The sequence below is a fragment of the Solidesulfovibrio fructosivorans JJ] genome, assembly GCF_000179555.1.
Taxonomy (GTDB): domain Bacteria; phylum Desulfobacterota; class Desulfovibrionia; order Desulfovibrionales; family Desulfovibrionaceae; genus Solidesulfovibrio; species Solidesulfovibrio fructosivorans.
Genome location: NZ_AECZ01000029.1, coordinates 1 through 16,042, shown reverse-complemented (window position 1 = coordinate 16,042; position 16,042 = coordinate 1). Strand labels below are relative to the sequence as shown.

At 63.8% G+C, this 16,042-nt stretch carries 14 protein-coding genes; 9 read left to right on the top strand and 5 right to left on the bottom strand.

The window, feature by feature from the left end; genetic code table 11:
* Nucleotides 1-325: 325 nt before the first annotated feature.
* Together DESFRDRAFT_RS16290 and DESFRDRAFT_RS16285 are read right to left on the bottom strand one after the other, a co-directional pair.
* Entirely contained in the window at nt 326-2,005 is a 1,680-nt protein-coding gene (locus DESFRDRAFT_RS16290; RefSeq protein ID WP_005995743.1) for a hypothetical protein, read from the bottom strand.
* A 663-nt stretch (nt 2,006-2,668) separates the two neighbouring features.
* Nucleotides 2,669-3,160: a hypothetical protein gene (locus tag DESFRDRAFT_RS16285; RefSeq protein WP_005995741.1), complete on the bottom strand. Its 492-nt coding sequence runs from the start codon at nt 3,158-3,160 to the stop codon at nt 2,669-2,671.
* Nucleotides 3,161-3,393: 233 nt separating this feature from the next.
* On the opposite strand from DESFRDRAFT_RS16285, the gene DESFRDRAFT_RS16280 reads away from it, so the two are divergent.
* The 7 genes from DESFRDRAFT_RS16280 to DESFRDRAFT_RS16250 all read left to right on the top strand — a co-directional run bounded on the left by DESFRDRAFT_RS16280 (nt 3,394) and on the right by DESFRDRAFT_RS16250 (nt 11,026).
* Nucleotides 3,394-4,539: an ABC transporter substrate-binding protein gene (locus tag DESFRDRAFT_RS16280; RefSeq protein ID WP_005995739.1), complete on the top strand. Its 1,146-nt coding sequence runs from the start codon at nt 3,394-3,396 to the stop codon at nt 4,537-4,539.
* Nucleotides 4,540-4,725: 186 nt separating this feature from the next.
* On the top strand, nt 4,726-5,601 hold the full coding sequence (locus DESFRDRAFT_RS16275) for a branched-chain amino acid ABC transporter permease (RefSeq protein WP_005995737.1): 876 nt from the start codon (nt 4,726-4,728) through the stop codon (nt 5,599-5,601).
* Nucleotides 5,598-6,569 carry a branched-chain amino acid ABC transporter permease gene (locus DESFRDRAFT_RS16270; protein ID WP_005995734.1) on the top strand — a complete coding sequence of 324 codons (972 nt, stop codon included), beginning with the start codon at nt 5,598-5,600 and terminating at the stop codon, nt 6,567-6,569. Before DESFRDRAFT_RS16275 ends, DESFRDRAFT_RS16270 begins: the two co-directional genes overlap by 4 nt.
* A complete protein-coding gene (locus tag DESFRDRAFT_RS16265) occupies nt 6,566-7,333 on the top strand; it encodes an ABC transporter ATP-binding protein (RefSeq protein ID WP_005995732.1) in 768 nt (255 codons plus the stop codon). Before DESFRDRAFT_RS16270 ends, DESFRDRAFT_RS16265 begins: the two co-directional genes overlap by 4 nt.
* On the top strand, nt 7,333-8,052 hold the full coding sequence (locus tag DESFRDRAFT_RS16260) for an ABC transporter ATP-binding protein (RefSeq protein WP_005995731.1): 720 nt from the start codon (nt 7,333-7,335) through the stop codon (nt 8,050-8,052). The genes DESFRDRAFT_RS16265 and DESFRDRAFT_RS16260 overlap by 1 nt, the downstream gene beginning before the upstream one ends.
* A 27-nt stretch (nt 8,053-8,079) precedes the next feature.
* Nucleotides 8,080-9,405, top strand: coding sequence for a phenylacetate--CoA ligase family protein (locus DESFRDRAFT_RS16255; RefSeq protein ID WP_005995729.1), 1,326 nt, complete (start codon nt 8,080-8,082; stop codon nt 9,403-9,405).
* A gap of 142 nt (nt 9,406-9,547) precedes the next feature.
* Nucleotides 9,548-11,026 carry a glycosyltransferase family 39 protein gene (locus tag DESFRDRAFT_RS16250; protein ID WP_005995727.1) on the top strand — a complete coding sequence of 493 codons (1,479 nt, stop codon included), beginning with the start codon at nt 9,548-9,550 and terminating at the stop codon, nt 11,024-11,026.
* A gap of 75 nt (nt 11,027-11,101) precedes the next feature.
* Here DESFRDRAFT_RS16250 and DESFRDRAFT_RS22755 read toward each other — a convergent pair whose 3' ends face one another.
* Nucleotides 11,102-11,272, bottom strand: coding sequence for a hypothetical protein (locus DESFRDRAFT_RS22755; protein WP_005995726.1), 171 nt, complete (start codon nt 11,270-11,272; stop codon nt 11,102-11,104).
* A gap of 121 nt (nt 11,273-11,393) precedes the next feature.
* Here DESFRDRAFT_RS22755 and DESFRDRAFT_RS16245 point away from each other — a divergent pair, with 121 nt between their 5' ends.
* Entirely contained in the window at nt 11,394-12,884 is a 1,491-nt protein-coding gene (locus DESFRDRAFT_RS16245; RefSeq protein WP_005995725.1) for a DUF1800 domain-containing protein, read from the top strand.
* 295 nt (nt 12,885-13,179) lie between these two features.
* Complete coding sequence (locus DESFRDRAFT_RS16240) at nt 13,180-14,424, top strand: DUF1501 domain-containing protein (protein ID WP_005995724.1); 1,245 nt, start codon at nt 13,180-13,182, stop codon at nt 14,422-14,424.
* A 405-nt stretch (nt 14,425-14,829) separates the two neighbouring features.
* Here DESFRDRAFT_RS16240 and DESFRDRAFT_RS16235 read toward each other — a convergent pair whose 3' ends face one another.
* Both DESFRDRAFT_RS16235 and DESFRDRAFT_RS16230 read right to left on the bottom strand, forming a co-directional pair.
* Nucleotides 14,830-15,147, bottom strand: a complete 318-nt coding sequence (locus tag DESFRDRAFT_RS16235; RefSeq protein WP_005995723.1) for a cupin domain-containing protein — start codon at nt 15,145-15,147, stop codon at nt 14,830-14,832.
* A 93-nt stretch (nt 15,148-15,240) separates the two neighbouring features.
* The gene (locus DESFRDRAFT_RS16230; RefSeq protein WP_005995721.1) at nt 15,241-15,993 is read right to left on the bottom strand and encodes an ATP-binding protein; all 753 of its coding nucleotides are present in this window, start codon (nt 15,991-15,993) and stop codon (nt 15,241-15,243) included.
* Nucleotides 15,994-16,042: the final 49 nt, after the last annotated feature.

The following is a 16,042-nucleotide window of genomic DNA, read 5'->3' as shown; positions in this document are numbered from 1 at the left end:
AAAAGCGTCTTCCGCTGCCCTGGTATGGGAGAGGTGTTCCCGTTGACCTGGGTGTTTCGTCGATACTGCGGGGGGATCGCATATCCACCCTGGCAATATGACTGTAAACGTCTAAGCAGAATCGGACTTGTTGTCTAGTATTTTGGGCGTCGCTTTTTGGCCCCGGCATGGCCAAGGGGTGTCGCACGCGCCCCGGGGGCTTTGGCGATGGGTGGCCCTGGGCCCAGGAAAGGGCAGGCCAAAAGAAGCGGAGATCGGCGCCCGCCCTCGGGGCGACGCCTCGACGGCGGGGAAGGAAACGCCCGGAAAGGGGGGACGCGCCGGTTCAGTTTTTCTCGGACGCGTCGTCGAAACCCTGGAAGACCGAAAGGACGTTATCCAGCAGCATCTGCATCTTGCTCCCTACCTTTTTCGTGGAGGCGGTGCTGTTGTTGTCCACGTTAACAAGGGAATCCGCCAGCGCCATATGGTTTTCCTTGCGCTTGCCGCCGGTGGTGCTGGACGAGTGCACGTTCGTTTCGGTGTGGGTCAGGCCGCGCGTGTCATCGACCGAGGCCTCGTCCATGTCGACCGAAGCATTGTCCACCGCGAGGCCATCCTTGTACGTCTCCACGGAATGACTGGTGTTGCGTAGATACACCGCATCCTGGTCCTCGGTCAGGCCCGTGACGGTCATGAACCCGGTGAAGTCCGGCAGGGGATTTTCCCGGACAACCTCCGAGTCGCGCTGCTGCAGCACCTTCTTGCCGTCCTGATAAAGCGTGTTTTCCCAGGAACTGCTGTGCGGGACGTCGCTTGCGGTGCCTCTGCTCGTGTTTTTGGCGGAGTTGAAGTTTCCATCGGCAATGTAGCCGAGCGTCGCGTCCACAAGCGAGGCGGGATTCTCGACCTGCTTCTCCTTGCCGTCGGCCAGCAAGGTTTGGGCCCCGAGCGGCGTCGTGGCGCTGTATTGCTGCTCGGTCAGGGAAAGCGCTTCGAGGATGTCCGGCCGTTTGGGTAACCTGTGCCCGGACGTGGCTTGCTGCGTGGCTTCGGCATGACTTTGCTGGACAAGTTCGCCCTTGTTGTATTGGTTGAAATCGAGCTGTTGCGACTGGGAAACCCCTTTCACATAGGTATCCTTGAAGGATCCCTGGCTCACAATATTTCCGTCATTGTCGTATACGGATTGGCTTACTGAAAAATCCGTAATGTTTTTAATCTCTTTTGTCGTGTTGATAGCCTCGCCGGTGTCGAAAGTCATTCGGTTTGTTTCGTTTCTCGCCCGTAATGTCTGGGATATCGATGTTGTTCGAGAAATTTTTTGGTTATCATTATATTCTATAATGTCGGCTGAATAATTTTTTGAGATTAAATCGCTCGTCAAGTTTCCAGTGACGCCTTTCATTATATTTACAGCGAGGTCTTCCAGCGTGTCGGCATTGCCGATGGATTCATCGTGCAGTTTTACATTTGAGTAATAGGAAGCGTCCACCTCCATGGAATCATGGAGTTCCCTGGTGATATTTCCATTTTTGAACCATTGAATGTCACGCTGCAGGGTGGATCTGGTATGGGTCGAATTGCCGCCCTCCGGGGCGTAGAGTTCGGTATGGACACGGCTGCTCAGCTTGCCGCGTTTGTCAAATTCTTCAATATCCCTGGTGACGGTCCCGGCGACGATGGATCCCGTTTCCTTCCGCACGAGCTTTGACCCGTCATATTCCAGGATCTCCATCTTCGAGCCCTTGATGGTGGTCTTTTGCTTGTGGCCGTTGCCCAGGGTGACGGTTCCCTCTTCGAGGTCGTATTGCGTCTTCCAAGGACTTTCGACGGAGGCTGCATCCGATGTGTCCGCCGTATCGCTTTGTTCGACGTTTTCACGGCTTTTGGCCAGGGCTTCCTGCGAGAACGTGACCGTGTCGCCCGATGCTGCGGAAGACGTCGACGGGTCGCGGTTGCCCATCGTAAAAGAAGAGGAAGGTACAGCCGTCCTGAACAGCGTCGAAAGTGTGGGCTGGATCACGTCAATCTCCTTCGTGATGCGTGCCGTTATGTCTGTTATGTCCGTTATGATAGAAATGATCGGCTGAAAGAGAAAAAAACTTTAGCGGCCTGTAACGAAGTATCCGCCAAGGCGTCGTCCGGGCAGGCCAGGGGCGCTGCCCTGGACTCGGCAGGAGAGGCTCTGCCTCTCCTGCACCTCACCGCCGGGGGGCTTGATGCCCCCCGGACCCCCCTTTACCGGGTTGGGATGGGGGAAGGCGGTCTGGGGGCTGGGGAGAGTGGGGTGGGGGCGAGGTTGGTGTCGTCGGGCGGCGGGACGACGGAGGTTCGTTGCCGCAATCGGCCCGGCGACACGAGGCGCTTCACGCCTCGACGCCGGACACGATTGCGGCAACAACCACGCCAGCGGCGAAGCGCCGCATTTCAAGAACAAACGGTTTTTCCGAATGTCGCCCCCCTGGGGCGACCGGCGTGGTGGCGGCGGAATTTGCTTGGGACGAGCCTGCCGCGCAAGCGGCGGCATCGTCCCGACAAATTCCGCCGCCATCTTTTCCCCCCGCAATTCCGCCAGCCAGCCAAGCCTTCCGCCCGGCCAACGCGCACCGGAAGGGGGGACCGGGGGGCCCGTGGCCTCCCGGCGGGGGTGCGGGGGCGGAGCCCCCGCCCTCTTCGTCCGCCTTCGCTAGAACAGGTAGCCGTAGGTGGTGGCCAGCTTGTCGGTCTTGCCGAGGATTTCCTCGGCGGTCTGGTCCATGCCCGGGGCGTCGACGATGCCGGCTTCGGAGGTGAGGAAGTATTTCAGCGAGCCTTCCTTGGAGGAGAACAGCCAGGAGATGGAGTAGATGGAGGCCACGTTGGGGCGGCCGGGGAATTCTTCCTTGGTTTTGATGGCGATGACGATTTTCTTTTCGTCCTTGCCGGACGGCTGCATGAGCGAGGAGCGGCCGAGCATTTCCTTGAGGCGGTAGGCCAGGCGTGCGCCGAGGGGGTCGCTGTCGTCGTGTTCGATGGCCACGGGGATTTTCTTGGCGCCCTGGTCGTCTTTTTTGGCGGGGCTGTTGGCCGGGGCGGTTGCGGCCTGGGGCGCGGGGGCCTTGGCCTGGGCCAGGGCCGGGCCGGCGGCAAGGGTGGAAAGCGCCAGGGCGATCAGGACGGCGCGCAGGATCGGGTACATGGGCAGGCTCCTTGCTGCGGGGATGGGAGTGTCTTATCCGGGCATAATCCAGGCCTTGCGCCGTTGGCAAGCCGACCTGGGCAAAGCGGCGAGCGGCGTCATGGGGGCGTTTGCGGTTCCCTTCAGGCCCGTTCTCGACTATAGGGGCGGGACGTGAATCGACGACACCGGCGTTTGCCGCGCGACGGGGGATTGCCGTCTCGCGCGGCGGCGTCTTGCACAAGGAGCCCTTGATGCGACTGCATGCCCTTTTTTGCGCCCTGGCCGCACTGTTTGCCTTGTCCGTCTCCCCGGCGCAGGCCGCCGATCCCGTACGCCTCGGGGCGGTGCTGTCGGTCACCGGCCCGGCCTCGTTTCTGGGCGAGCCGGAGAAGAACACCATCCAGATGGAAGTGGACAAGATCAACGCCGCCGGCGGCGTGTTGGGCCGGCCCCTCGAGGTCGTGATCCTGGACGACGAAACGGGCGTCAACAAGGCCGTGCTGGCCACGGACCGGCTGCTGAAAAAGGAGCGGGTCTCGGCCATTCTGGGCCCCACTACCTCGGGCAACTCCCTGGCCGTGATGGGTAAGGCCGCCGCGGCCAAGGTGCCGCTTATTTCCTGCTCGGCGGCGGAAAAGATCACCAAGCCGGTCAATCCGTATATCTTCAAGGTCGCGCCGTCCGATCGGCTGGCCGTGGCGCGCATCCTGGCCCATGCCAAGAAGCAGGGCTACAAGAAGCTGGCCATCCTCACCGTGTCCGACGGCTTCGGCCAGGCCGGCCGCGAGGTGCTCAAGGAACTGGTCCCGGCCGACGGGTTCGAGCTTGTGGCCGACGAGGTGTTCGGTCCCAAGGACACGGACATGACGGCCCAGCTGACCAAGATCCAGGGCGCGTCCCCGGACGCCATCATCTGCTGGGGCACCAACCCCGGTCCGGCCGTGGTGGCGAAAAACCGGGTGCAGCTCGGCATCAAGACGCCGCTTTACATGAGCCATGGCGTGGCCAGCAAAAAGTTCATCGAGCTGGCCGGCGAGGCCGCCGAGGGCATCCTGCTGCCGGCGGGCAAGATCACCGTTGCCGAAAAGCTGCCGGATGCCGATCCCGAAAAGGCGCAGCTGGTGGCCTATGCCAAGGCCTACGAGGAAAAGTACCACGCCCCGGTTTCGACCTTCGGCGGGCACGGCTACGATTCGCTGCATCTGGCGGTCAAGGCCATCGAGGCGGCCGGTTCGGACAAGCCGCAGGCCATCCGCGACGCCCTGGAGAAGACCAAGGACTTCCCGGGCATCGGCGGCATCTTCACCTACAGCCCCACGGACCATGCCGGCCTCGGCCCGGATGCCTTCATCATGCTGCGCATCGAAAAGGGCGACTGGGTCATCGTCGGGAACTGATACTTGGAACGAAGCGGCTGGGGGAAAACCTTTCTTGCAGAAAGGTTCTTCCCCCAGACCCCCTTTCCAAAGAATTTTTCCGGGGAACAAGGGCAACCCGCTTATAACGGTCGAAGAGTTTAGGAAGGGGAGAGCGCGAGAGGGGAGAACCCTTTGCAAAAGGGTTTCCCCTCTCGCTTATTCGCTATGCTGTCGGGCGCGCCGCAATATCTCGTGTCGGGACTCACCCAGGGGGCCGCTTACGGCCTGATCGGGCTTGGGTTCACGATGATTTTCAACACCACGGGCATCATCAACTTCGCCCAGGGCGAGTTCGTGATGCTCGGCGGCATGTTGTCGGTGGCTTTTTCGGGCCTCGGGCTGCCGCTTCCCGTGGCGGTGCTGGCCGCCTGTCTGGCCACGGCCGTGGTCGGCGCGCTCATGGAGCGGCTCACCATCCGGCCCCTGGCCGGCGCGCCGGCCATAAACGCCGTCATCATCACCATCGGCGTCTCGATCCTGCTTCGGGGCGGGGCCATGCTGGTTTTCGGCAAGGACACGGTCTCGTTGCCGGCCTTTTCCGGGGTCAAGCCGATATTGGCCCTGGGCGCGGCCATCCAGCCCCAGAGCCTGTGGGTCCTGGCCGTGACCTTGGCCCTGCTTGCCGCGCTCAAGCTGTATTTTTCCGCCACCATCCAGGGCAAGGCCATGCTGGCCTGCGCCTGTCAGAAAAAGGCGGCCAGTCTGGTCGGGATCTCCGTGGCCAGGATGGCGCTTTTATCCTTCGGCATAAGCGGGCTGATCGGCGCGGCGGCCGGGGCGATACTGGCCCCCATCACCATGACCGCCTACGACGTGGGCATGATGCTCGGGCTCAAGGGCTTTGCCGCCTGCATCCTGGGCGGGCTCGGCAATCCCTTTGGCGCGGCGGCCGGGGGACTCGTGCTCGGGGTGCTCGAGGCCTTTGGTGCGGGGTACGTGTCCTCGGGCTACAAGGACGCCTTCGCCTTCATCATTTTGCTCCTGCTGCTGTTCGTCAAACCGTCGGGGCTTTTCGGCAAGGCCGGGGTGGACCGGGTATGAAGCGTCCGCTTCTCGGCCGCAACATCGTCCAGGCCGGGCTTTTTCTGGTCCTGCTCCTGGCCGTGCCGTACCTGCTGCCCAACGACTATTACCTGAGCATCTGCATCCTCGGCTGCTTAAGCGCCATCATCGCCGTGGGGCTCAATCTGCTCATGGGCTACGCCGGCCAGATTTCGCTCGGCCACGCGGCTTTCTACGGCATCGGGGCGTATGTCACGGCCATCTGCACCACGCGTTTCGGCCTGCCCATCCCCGTGGGCATGGCGGCCGGGGTGGCGCTGGCCATGGTCGTGGCCTGGGTCATGGCCGCGCCCATTTTGAAGCTCAAGGGCCACTACCTGGCCATGGCCACGCTGGGGTTCGGCATTATCGTGGCCATTGTCTTCAACGAGGCCGTGGACCTGACCGGCGGCCCGTCGGGCTACGTCGGCATTCCGCGCCTGTCGCTTCTGGGCTTCGATTTCGATTCCGACCGCAGCTATTACAACCTCGTGGCCGTGGTGCTGTCCCTGGTGGTGCTCGTCTCGCTCAATCTCATGCGCTCGCGCACCGGCCGGGCGCTACGGGCCCTGCACGTCAGCGAAAAGGCCGCCGCCTCGCTCGGCGTCGACATCGCCGCCCACAAGCGCTTCGTCTTCGTGCTTTCGGCCGGGCTGGCGGGACTCGCCGGCGTGCTCTACGCCCATTACCTGAGCTTCATCGCCCCGGCCTCCTTCGGCTTCGGCGTCTCCGTGCAGCTCGTGGTCATGGTGGTGCTCGGCGGCATGGCCAACGTCTGGGGTTCGGTTGTTGGCGCGCTGTTTCTGACCGCGCTGCCCGAGGCGCTGCGCGAGTTCGAGGATATCGACATCCTGGTCTACGGCGCGATTTTGGTGCTCACCATCATGTACCTGCCGGACGGCCTGACCGGCGGCCTGGGGCGGCTTTTCCGCAAACTGCGCCGCGTCGGCGCGGGGGAAGCCAGGTGACGGCGCTGCTCGACGTTGCCGGCGTCACCGTGCGCTTTGGCGGCATCCACGCCCTGACCGAAGCGGATTTCGCCATCGCCGCGGGCTCGGTCACCTCGCTTATTGGCCCCAACGGCGCGGGCAAGACCACCATGCTCAACGTGATCACGGGCATGACGCACATCGACGACGGCAGGGTCTTTCTGGACGGCGGCGACATCGCAACGCTACCGCCGCACAAGCGGGCCGCCGCCGGCGTGGTGCGCACCTTCCAGAACCTGGAAGTCTTCACCTCCATGTCCGTGCTCGAAAACGTCATGACCGGCCGCCATGCCCATACGCGCTACTCCATCGCCGCAAGCCTGCTGCGCGCCCGGTCCTTTCGCCGGGCCGAGGCCGCCTGCCGCGAGCGCGCCCTTTTCTGCCTGGATTTCGTAGGGCTTTCCGCCGAACGCGACACCCCGGCCGGCGACCTGCCTTACGGCAAACAGCGCCTGCTGGAGATCGCCCGGGGCCTGGCCGCCGACCCGAAACTGCTGCTCCTCGACGAGCCCGCCGCCGGCCTCAACTCCAAGGAGACGGCCCGGCTCGGCGACCTGATCATGGCCATCCGCGACAGGCTCGGCGTCACCATCGGCCTTGTGGAGCACGACATGGACCTCGTCATGCGCATAAGCGACCATGTCACCGTGCTCAATTTCGGCCATCCCCTGGCCGACGGCACCCCCGAGCAGGTGCAGGCGAACCCGGAAGTGGTCCGGGCTTACCTCGGCGAGGACGACTGATGCTCACCTTGCGCAACGTCGATATCCATTACGGCCGGGTGCATGCGGTGCGCCGGGTGTCGCTGCATGTGGCCCCGGGCGAGATCGTGGCGCTTATCGGGGCCAACGGCGCGGGCAAGACCACGCTTTTATCCGCCATCTCCGGGCTGCTGCGCGTTTCCGCCGGCGAAGTGCTCTTCGACGGCCGCTCCATCGCCGGGGTGAAGCCCGAGCGCATCGTGCGCCTGGGCCTGTCCCATGTGCCGGAGCGGCGGCTGGTGTTCGGGCCGATGACCGTGGAGGACAACCTGCTGCTCGGCGCCTATTCGCGGTATAAGCGGCGCGAGGCGCTGGCGGACCGGGACGCGATGTACGACATGTTTCCGGTCCTGGCCGAGCGTCGGGGACAGCAGGCGGCGGCGCTTTCCGGCGGCGAGCAGCAGATGCTGGCCATCGGGCGGGCGCTGATGGCCAGGCCGCGCTGCCTGCTCCTCGACGAGCCCGGCATGGGGCTGGCCCCGCAGGTGTGCAAGGAGATATTCCGTCACGTGGGCGAGCTGCGCCGCGACAAGGGGCTCACTGTGCTTTTGGTCGAGCAGAATGCCAAGAGCGCCCTGGCCGTGGCCGACCGGGGCTATGTGCTGGAGACGGGCCGGGTGCTTCTCTCCGGCACCTCCGAGCAGCTTTTGGCCAATCATGACGTGCGACGGGCCTATCTGGGGCGGGAAAAGGACGCATAGGCGGTGCGTCAAACAGGGAGGCGGACCATGCGCGAATGCTTCGAGCCCGAGTTCGAGACCATGGACCGGGCCGATCTGGCCCAGCTGCAACTGGAGAGGCTCCAGGAGACGCTGATGCGCGTGTCGCGCAACGTGCCGCTGTATCGCAATCGGTTCGCCGAGCGCGACATCGACCCCGAGGCCTTCACCGATCTGGCCGATGTAAAAAACCTGCCCTTTACCACCAAGGCCGATCTGCGCGAGGCCTATCCCTACGGACTTTTCGCCGTGCCCCTGCGCGAGGTGGTGCGGCTTCACGCCTCGTCCGGCACGACGGGCAAGCCCGTGGTCGCGGGCTACACCCGAAACGACGTCAAAACCTGGTCCCGGCTGGTGGGGCGGGTGCTGGTCGCGGCCGGGGCCAGCCAGGACGACGTGGTCCAGATCGCGCTGGGCTACGGGCTTTTCACCGGCGGCATGGGCTTTCATTACGGGGCCGAGGCCGTGGGCGCGGCCGTGATTCCGGCCAGTAGCGGCGGCACGCGCCGTCAGGCGGCCATCATGCAGGATTACCGCACCTCGGTCTTCGTGGCCACACCGAGCTACGCCCTGCATCTGGCCGAAGTCCTTGCGGCCATGGACATCAACGTCAATTCTCTGTCCCTGCGCTTCGGGCTTTTCGGGGCCGAGACCTGGACCGAGGCCATGCGCGCCGCCATCGAGGACCGTCTCAAGCTCACGGCCACGGACAATTACGGCTTAAGCGAAATCATGGGCCCGGGCGTGGCCGGCGAATGCCTGGAAAAATCCGGCATGCACGTCAGCGAAGACCATTTCCTCATCGAGATCGTGGACCCGGGCACGGGCGAGCCGGTTCCCGACGGCGAGGAAGGGGAGCTGGTCATCACCACGCTCACCAAGGAAGCCTTTCCCATGGTCCGCTTCCGTACCGGCGACGTCACCCGCATCCTCCCCGGGCCGTGCCCCTGCGGCCGCACCATGCGCCGCATCGGCCGCATTGTCGGGCGCAGCGACGACATGCTCATCATCCGGGGCGTCAACGTGTTCCCTTCGCGGGTGGAATCGCTGTTGCTCGAGGTCGAGGGCACGACCCCCAACTACCGCATCGTCGTTGCCCGCGACGGGGCCCTCGACGAGGCGCTGCTCGAGGTGGAGCCCACCGAGGAGCTGCTTTTCGACCGTGTGGCCGAGCATCAAACGCTTGTGGACAAGCTCGAGCGCCGGCTGGCCTCGGAGCTTGGCGTGGGCATCGCCGTGCGCCTGGTGGAGCCGGGGAGCCTGGCCCGAAGCCAGGAAGGCAAGACCATCCGCGTCGTGGACCGTCGGGGCCTGTCGGCCGGGGGCAAGCGGTAACGCGCGGCGCGCGCCCTTGAGGGAAGTGTTTCTTTCCGGGGGGAATCCCTCCCCATGCGAAGGGCCGCTTTTCCGGCGCGGGGCGCTTCGGTCCCGGCTTGCCGGCGTAAACGCGAGAGGGCCATGCAACTTGGCGGGCGGCATGGGAAGTATGAAAAGTAAAAGCAGTGCCTTTTTTGAAAGAAGCATCCCCTTGGCCGTGATGCTCCTTTTCGGCGTTCTCTATATCGCTCTTTCCAGGAGCAAGGCCCTCCTGCTTGACGAATTTATCATGCTGCTGACCGCCAAGCGACCTTTTCTCGAAGGGCTCTTGCAGACACAGGATTATTCCGCTCCTCTCTACCAGCTCCTGTTGCGCGTGTTCGCGCCGCAGCCGCATCCGTCCGAGCTTGTCCTGCGCTTGCCCTCCGCCATCGCCGGGGTGCTTTGCCTGTTTGCGTCCTGGAGCCTCGTGAAAAGATATGTAAACGGCTTTCTGGCGTTTATCTTTCTCATTCTTTTGGGTCTCAATCCTTTTTTCATGCAATGGGCCACCATGGCCCGGCCCTATACGCTTTACGGTCTTTTGTTTGTCCTCTGCCTATATTTTTCTTGTGCGACAATACGTTCGTACTCGGATAATAAGGTCCTTTTTTTCATAGGCAGTAGTGTTCTTTTGTGTTATGCGACGTACATCGGCATTCCTGTTGTTTGCCTTTTTGTCGCGACAACCGCGCTTCTCATTCCCGAACGACCGAACACGTCCCGGTTTTTAAAGTTCAATATCCTGACCGTCATCGGCCTTGTTCCTGTCCTCTTTTTGCTCTCCAGGTACCTTCTGGAGGGTGTCCCCGCCCTGCACGGGGATTGGATCGTCCGGCCGGATTGGCTTGATTTTCTTGTGGCCATGCGCTTCGCGCAATATTTCGGCGATCTTTACGCTGGTGCCATCTTCTTTACTTTTTTTGTGCTGGGTCTTACATTTTATATCCATAATGAAACGATTTATCAGAGAGCATCCGCCAAAGACGGGGCTGCCTATTTTATTGTAAAAAATTTTTGTGAGCAGCGTGTGATCTGGCTGTATATCTCTCTTTTCGTATTTTCCCTTTTCTTTGTCATCAATGCCATCTCATTCGTTTTTCCAATTTATGTCGCAAGGTATGGATTCCCTGTTCTCATTTTACTGCTCTTTTGCTTTTGCATGCTTATCGAAAACTTTCCGCGCGTTACCCAATACGCGCTGCTGTGCATCGTCCTCACCCTGACCCTGTCGCACCTTGACGCGACGTTTCAAAGCACGAGGAACACCATCATCCTCGCCGGTTTGAAGACGCGGGAGCTAGCCGCCGCCGGCCTGCCCGTCCATCTCCTCAACTGGAAGCACGGAACAGACTGGCGCTCCCCCGAAGCCTTCGGCCTGCAATACTACGGCTTTGACGTGCGCAACTTCCGGTTCATCGACCTCGATTACGGCAACGCCCACACCAAGGTGAAGGATGACGGGTTCTTGAAGGAAAATCCCCACGGCGCCATCCTCGTCTACGGATACATGCGCGATGTCATCGCCGATTTTTTCGGCAAACGCCATGTGCCGTTCAAACGGGAGGGCCTGGCGGACTATACCATTTTCCTCTATTGACGGCCTTGCCGACAGCCCACGGGGATGCCGGCAAGGCGGCTACGGAGTTTTTGCCGTGGCGGGCCGTTTCGCGCCTCAGTACGTCTTGAAAATCCAGGCGTACAGGACGTAGATCCAGCCCAGGATACCGTGGATGATAGCCCAGAAGATGGACTTGTTGAGGGTGAACGAGACAGCCATGGCCAGGGCCGAGCCGAAGCCCACGCCGTACTTGATTACCGTCTGTTTCATGTAGACTGGCGGCATCGAATCCTCCTTGCAGTTGTTGCCAACGTAACAGGTCTTGCGCGCGACTGCACGGCTTTCCGAGCGCCTTCGCGCAATTGACATTTCCCCATCGGCCGCGCACAGTGTCGCAATGGCCGCTATGTCGCGCAACTTCCCGTCCGCGTTTCGCCGCATCGCCGTGGGCCTTTTCGCCCTGCTGGCGGCCTTGTTTCTTGGCGGGGTTGTCGCGGCCGCCGCGGCTGGCGCGCCATCGGCCAGCGACAAGGCGGCCCAGGCCGTAAGCCGCCTGACCTACGGCCCCACGCCGGGGCTCCTCAAAGCCGTCGCCGCCATGGGCGTGCCGGCCTTTATCGACAGCCAGCTTGCCTACGAAAAGCTGGACGACCCGCCGGCGCTGGCCAAGGCCCTGGAAAAGCTCCCCAGCGAGTCCATGGACACCGTGCATCTGTTCCGGGAATACGGCCCCTCGGCCGCCTCCGCCGCCAAGCCGGGGCCCGAAGCCATGCGCCGCACCTTCGACCGGGCCGGCGAGGTGGCCCTGGAGGCGGCGAACGCCCGACTCCTGCGCGCCATCTGGTCCCGGCGGCAACTCTACGAACTCATGGTCGCCTTTTGGAGCGACCACTTCAGCCTGGGCGCGAAAAAGGGCCTGGCCCACCTCTGGGTCGGCTCCTTCGAGCGCGAGGCCATCCGCCCCCACGCCATGGGCAAGTTTCTCGACCTGCTTATGGCCACGGCCACGCACCCGGCCATGCTCATCGCCCGGGACAACTGGAAAAACGTGGTCCACCGCGAAAACGGCGCGGCGGCAAAGGAAGCCCTCGACCCGACCTACGCCGCCATCCTCATCGCCCACCAGACCCTCGGCCCGGGTGGTCCGCAAAAGCCGGCCGACACCGTGGCCCTGGCCCGCATCCTCACCGGCTGGCGCGTGGGCGCGGCCCGGGGAGCGTCGGAGTCGGGCGGATTCAATTTCGACGTTGACCTGCACGATCCATCCGACAAAGTGCTGCTCGGGCACACGATCAAAGGCACCGGCCTGTCCGAGGGCGTGGCCGCCCTGCGCATCCTGGCCAGCCACCCGGCCACGGCCAAAAACATCTGTCGCAAGCTGGCCGTCTATTTCCTGGCCGACGAGCCGCCGGCCGCCCTCGTTTCCCGCATGGTCGCGACCTTCGGCAAGACCGACGGCGACATCCGCGAAACCCTGCGCACGCTGTTCACCAGTCGCGAATTTTTCGACCCGAAATACATGGGCAACCGGTTCAAGCCGCCCCTGCGCCAGGTCGTTTCGGCCGCCCGGGCCGTGGGCGCCAAGGCCACGGACGCCGCCGCCCTGGCCGGTGCCCTGGCCGGCCTTGGCCAGCCGCTCTATGCGGCCGACGGCCCGGAAGGCTATCCCGTGGCCGCCGCCCATTGGCAGAAACCGGACGCCATCATGCGCCGCGTGACCTTTGCCGGCGACCTCGCCGCCGGGCATATCCCGGGCCTTGGCATCACGCCCAAAAAACTCGACGTGTTCGAGCTGGCCGTGACCCTGGGTCCCACCGTGTCCGAGGCAGCGAAGAAAACGGCGGCCAAGGCCGGACCGGCCGTGCTGTTGGCCGCGCCCGATTTCATGCGGTATTAAAGGGGAGAGGAGGAGGCGCCTCCGGCGGCCGGGGGGAAACTTTTTGAAAAAGTTTCCCCCCGGACCCCCCTTCAAAAATTTTCAAGGGGGACCGGCTTCAAGTTTTTCGATCGTTCAAGATGACGGATCAAGGGTGCGAGGGAAGTCTTTACGCCGGCGGGGATTGCTTTTGCGCAGGAGCCGCGTGATCCGTGCCGGCGAGAGAGCCTTTCGGGTTCGGGAGTCCAGAGGGCGGAGCCCTTTGGTCGCCGAAGGCATAATAACCAACTGACCTATCGACGGATCGGGGGCGAGGGTGCGACGACGCGAGGCGCTGCGGTTTCTGGCCATGCTGGGCGCGGCCGGGCTGGCTTGTCCGACTGGGATTTTTGCCGCGCGCGGCAAGAAAGGGCGCGGGGCCAAGAAGAAGGCCCAGCCGGTCTGGCGCGCCGGCAAGCAGTTGGTGGTGCTGCTGCTCCAGGGCGGTCCCGACGGCCTGTCCGTCGTCGCGCCGACGGGCGATCCCCTGTACCGCTATCTGCGCCCGACCCTGGCCCTGCCGGCCGATTGCGGCGGGCTGGACCTGGGAGACGGCTTCCTGCTGCATCCGGCCCTGGCCGATGTGGCCCCGTTTTTCGGCCAAAAGAAGTTGGCCCTGATTCCGGCCTGCGGCCTGCCCGGCGTCAGGCCGCAACATGCTGCGGCGGTGGCCGCCTTTGCCCGGGGCACGGCCGCAGGCGGCTCCGGCCGCACCGGTTGGCTCGGCCGGCTGGCCGTGGCCCTTGGCGGCGGCAAGGGGCAGATGCTCGTCGCCTGCCGGGGCGACGTGTACGACGGCGCGCCCCATTACAACATGATCGCCCCGGGGCGCGGCCCACGCCTGCCCGGCCTGCCGGTGGAGGACCAGACCCTTTTCGATGCGGCGGGACAGCTTTTTTCCGGCAAGGAACCCCTGGCCAAGGCCTTTGCGGCCGGCCGGAACGAGCGCAGGGAAGTGCTGGCCAAGTTGTTGGCCGAGGCGCGCCGGGCGGCGGCCGGGGCCATCCCCGCGCCCGCTTTCCCGGATTTCGCCGAGCGTTTCGGCCGCGAACTGGCGCGCCGGCGCGACGCGGCTCTGGCCTATCTGGCCATCGGAGGCTTCGACACCCATTCCTGCCAGGGCGTGGCCAAGGGCTATCTGGCCGATCGGCTGCGCGAGACGGGTCAGGGCTTGGCCAATATGGTGAAGGCCCTCGGCAGGCATGCCGACGACACGGTCATTGTGGCGCTGGGGGAATTCGGGCGCACGGCCCGGGAAAACGGATTCGGCGGCACGGACAACGGCCAGGGCGGCGTGATGCTGGCGCTCGGCGGTCCGGTGGCCGGCGGCCGGCTCTACGGCGACTGGCCGGGGCTGGCCGGGCACAGGTTGGCCGGCGGGCACGACATCCCCGTGGCCACGGACTGGCGCGACGTGATCGCCGGCATTGCCGTGCGCCATCTGGGCCTGCCCGAAAGCAGGCTCGGCGATGTCTTCCCCGGGTACAAGCTGGCCAAGGACGGACCAAAGATCGTTGCCTGACGGCCTGCCGAGAAAGTTCTCAACACCCCGCTACGGCGGGTTCTTCCGCCTTCCGTCATCGGGGAGCCGATCCTGTGCCCCTTTTCCGATACGAAGCCGCGATGCAGGGCGTGGCGCGGCGAAGCCGGTTCGCCAAAGTCCTTGTGGTTTGGGGTCCGAATAAGGAGGCCGGCGGGTTCGCGTCCGCTTATGGCGTTTGCTTGGAGCGAACCGTTTCGTCGGCGCGTGGTTGGCATTACGCGCCGGCGCGTGCCTCGCCGCGCCGCGACCCCGCATCGCGGTCGTCTATTGCGATTTTTTTCACATAACCGCGCCGCTGACAAGGGGGCTTCGCACTATAACCCATTGAAATCACGTGCCCGCGCCAAGATAATTTCATTTGACGCGTTTTTTTCTGGCGAAGGATTATGGGGGCGGCGCGATGGTCACCAACACGCGCATGTCGGTGATGGCGCGAATGCCATGGGGCATGGCGATGGGGCACACCACCACGTCGCCCGCCTTGGCCGGCGACGTCGCATCATCGGCCCCGAGAAATTCCCCTTCGCCTTCGAGCACCACGATGGACAGTTCGCCGTCCACTTCATGGTTGTGCACGGGCAGGGTCTGGCCGGCCTTGAAGTTGAAGTTAATGATGCGAAAGTCGGCCGAATCATGAACCCACAGCATGCCGTACCCCGTATCCTTGAACGGACCTTCCTCGAAGATGTTGATTTTCTTCATGGCGGGTCTCCTTGATTGGTGACGAGAGATTATCCAATTTTTTAAGGTAAAAAGTTTAGGAGGGGGAAAGCGCGAGAGGGGCTGCCGGCCTTTTTAAAGGGTTATCCCCCGCGCGGATCCCTTTTCGGAAACCGGTCCCATGGACACGATCCCGCCCCGCCTGCCGACCACCACCCGGGTGACGGGGATGTCCCGGCCCGAGGCGGCCACGGTCATGGCCGCGATGCGGGCCATGCCCGAGCAGCAGGGCACATCCATCTGGAGCACGGTGATGTCCGCAACGGCGTTTTCGCGCACGATGGCCGTCAACTTGTCCACATAGGCCTGGACGTCATCGAACTTCGGACAGCCGAGCAGCGCCACCCGGCCGGGCAGAAAAGCGCTGTGGAAGGCGGGAAAGGCCGGCGGCACGCAGTCCGAGGTAAGAAGCAAGCGCGCGCCCTTTAGAAACGGGGCCGTAGGCGGCACGAGCCGCAGCTTGATCGGCCAGCTGGACAGGGCCGAGCCGGCGACCGGCGTCCGCCCAGTCGGGATGTTGGCCTGCTGGCAGGGCGTCAGGGTCAGGGGCTGCCCCGAAGGGCAACCGCCGGACATTTTTTTGCCTTCCATGGCGGCCACATGGGCAAGCGCGGCCTTTTCATCGAAATCCGGGGCTTCCCGTTCGATGATCTGCAACGCTCCGGTCGGGCAGTGGCCGATGCAGGCGCCCAGGCCGTCGCAGAAGTGGTCGGCCACGATCCGCGCCTTGCCGTCCACGATGGCGAGCGCCCCCTCGGCGCAGCCCGTCACGCACTGGCCGCAGCCGTTGCACAAGGCCTCGTCGATTTCGATGATTTTACGTTTCATGAGGTGTCCTTGGGGAAGGGGGATGCGAGAGGGGAAACCCTTTTGCAAA

Bases quoted from the DNA above. Each gene is read 5' to 3' on its own strand.
- DESFRDRAFT_RS22755 (WP_005995726.1), bottom strand. From the start codon at position 11,272: ATGCCGCCAGTCTACATGAAACAGACGGTAATCAAGTACGGCGTGGGC.
- DESFRDRAFT_RS16285 (WP_005995741.1), bottom strand. From the start codon at position 3,160: ATGTACCCGATCCTGCGCGCCGTCCTGATCGCCCTGGCGCTTTCCACC.
- DESFRDRAFT_RS16270 (WP_005995734.1), top strand. From the start codon at position 5,598: ATGAAGCGTCCGCTTCTCGGCCGCAACATCGTCCAGGCCGGGCTTTTT.
- DESFRDRAFT_RS16230 (WP_005995721.1), bottom strand. From the start codon at position 15,993: ATGAAACGTAAAATCATCGAAATCGACGAGGCCTTGTGCAACGGCTGC.
- DESFRDRAFT_RS16260 (WP_005995731.1), top strand. From the start codon at position 7,333: ATGCTCACCTTGCGCAACGTCGATATCCATTACGGCCGGGTGCATGCG.
- DESFRDRAFT_RS16250 (WP_005995727.1), top strand. From the start codon at position 9,548: ATGGGAAGTATGAAAAGTAAAAGCAGTGCCTTTTTTGAAAGAAGCATC.
- DESFRDRAFT_RS16235 (WP_005995723.1), bottom strand. From the start codon at position 15,147: ATGAAGAAAATCAACATCTTCGAGGAAGGTCCGTTCAAGGATACGGGG.
- DESFRDRAFT_RS16255 (WP_005995729.1), top strand. From the start codon at position 8,080: ATGCGCGAATGCTTCGAGCCCGAGTTCGAGACCATGGACCGGGCCGAT.
- DESFRDRAFT_RS16245 (WP_005995725.1), top strand. From the start codon at position 11,394: ATGTCGCGCAACTTCCCGTCCGCGTTTCGCCGCATCGCCGTGGGCCTT.
- DESFRDRAFT_RS16275 (WP_005995737.1), top strand. From the start codon at position 4,726: ATGCTGTCGGGCGCGCCGCAATATCTCGTGTCGGGACTCACCCAGGGG.
- DESFRDRAFT_RS16280 (WP_005995739.1), top strand. From the start codon at position 3,394: ATGCGACTGCATGCCCTTTTTTGCGCCCTGGCCGCACTGTTTGCCTTG.